A 1,595-nucleotide genomic window follows, 5' to 3' on the forward strand; every position below is an offset into this window, starting at 1 on the left:
ACGGTGATTCCGTTGGCGGCGAAGTATTTTCGTGCCCGCTGCCAGAACGCGACAGCGGTTTCCTTGCGTTCGTCGGGCAGGATCTCGCTGTAGGCCAGGCGGGAGTGGTCGTCGACAGCATTGTGGAGGTAGCTGTTGCCGACATGGCTGGCGCCGTTGCGGCGCAATACTTTTCCGGGTGTCCGGGTGCGGTTGCGTGATCCGGCGCGGCGGCCGAGGACGCGGTGGCCGCCGCCGTCGGGGATGTTGCCGAGTTTCTTGATGTCGACGTGGACCAGGTCACCGGGAGCGCAGTGTTCGTAGCGGCGGACCGGTGCTGCGGTGGCTCGGTCGAGCCACCGCAGCCGGGTCATGCGGTAGCGGGCCAGGACACGGTGCACGGTCGAGGGATGCAGTCCGAGCAGGTAGGCGATGCGGGCCGGTCCCCACCGGCGCAGTAGCCGGACCTTGATGATGCGGCGTTCGGTGCGGGTGGGTGTGCGGTTCGGACTGTGGCGCGGGCGGCTGGACCGGTCGCTCATCGCGGTGGCGCCAGCGGTGCGGTATCGGTCGGACCATCGTTTCGCGGTGGTCGCCGAGACTTGGAATCGTTCGGCGGCTCTGCGTAGTGGCCAGCCGTCGTCGACGACGCACCGGGCGAGCCGTAACCGGCCCAGTTCGGTCAGCGGGGCGTTACGGTGGGACACGAAGACCTCCGGAAGTGGGTGTGTTCCTAGACAGCTCGCACTTCACTCGGAGGTCTTCGTCATGTCACCTCGCCACGCCGTCACCAACGTCTGTGGTCAGTACACCTAGTTGGTGTTGATCTTCAGGCCGGGGTTGGCCGCGAGGACCGACTTGATCGGCTCCGCCCACATCTGCCGAGTGCTGTTGCAGTGCCCGGTGCTGGTGATGCCCAGCGCCTTGGTGCCGGTTACGACGGGTCCACCGCTGTCGCCCGGCTGCCCGCAGAGGTTCGTGGCGATGGCGTCGTTCAAGGTGGCGATACCGTTGGACATGGTCTGGTGGACGTCGGTGACGACGCCGCAGCTGAAGCCGGTGGTTCGGCCGGAATGGCATACCGGCGCCCCGACTACGGGGTCTGCGGTGCCGGTGATCGGCAGGGCGTTCCTGGTGTCCCAGCCTTCGACGAAGTTGTTCTTGAAGCGCCGGGCGACGCTGGCGTCGATCTTGAGCAACGAGTAGTCGTCGCCATCGAGGACTGTCTTGTCGAAGGTGCCGAGGTAAGTGCCGCCGGCATTCCCCTCCCTCACCCATGTGGCGTCGTCACTGCCCGCGTTTTCGTGGTGCGGGTCACAGTGTCCGGCGGTGATGTTCACTGTGTTGCCGGAACCGTCGACGCCGTTGAAACCGAACGAGCAAATGTTCAGGACGTCGCCGGTGGAGGCGTCGGTGGCGCTGAAGGCATCGCCACCGAGGATGGCATCGGCGGCCGGCGGCTGTTGCTTCGTGGTGGTGACCGGCGGTTTAGTCGTGGTCACCGGCGGGTTCGTGGTGGTCACCGGCGGTTTGGTCGTGGTGACCGGCGGTTTCGTTGTGGTGACCGGCGGCTGGGTCGTCGGCGGCTGGGCCGAGCCCAGTGATCCCAGGACCAC

General features: G+C 66.5%; 2 protein-coding genes. Both read right to left on the bottom strand.

Annotated features, from left to right (window positions below; translation table 11 throughout):
- A partial coding sequence (locus tag EBN03_RS33500) for a leucine zipper domain-containing protein (RefSeq protein WP_122192182.1) occupies positions 1-686 on the bottom strand: 686 nt, incomplete at its 3' end.
- A gap of 105 nt (positions 687-791) precedes the next feature.
- A partial coding sequence (locus EBN03_RS33505) for a S1 family peptidase (RefSeq protein WP_158675817.1) occupies positions 792-1,595 on the bottom strand: 804 nt, incomplete at its 5' end.

It is taken from the genome of Nocardia stercoris (assembly GCF_003696265.1).
Classification (GTDB): Bacteria; Actinomycetota; Actinomycetes; order Mycobacteriales; family Mycobacteriaceae; genus Nocardia; species Nocardia stercoris.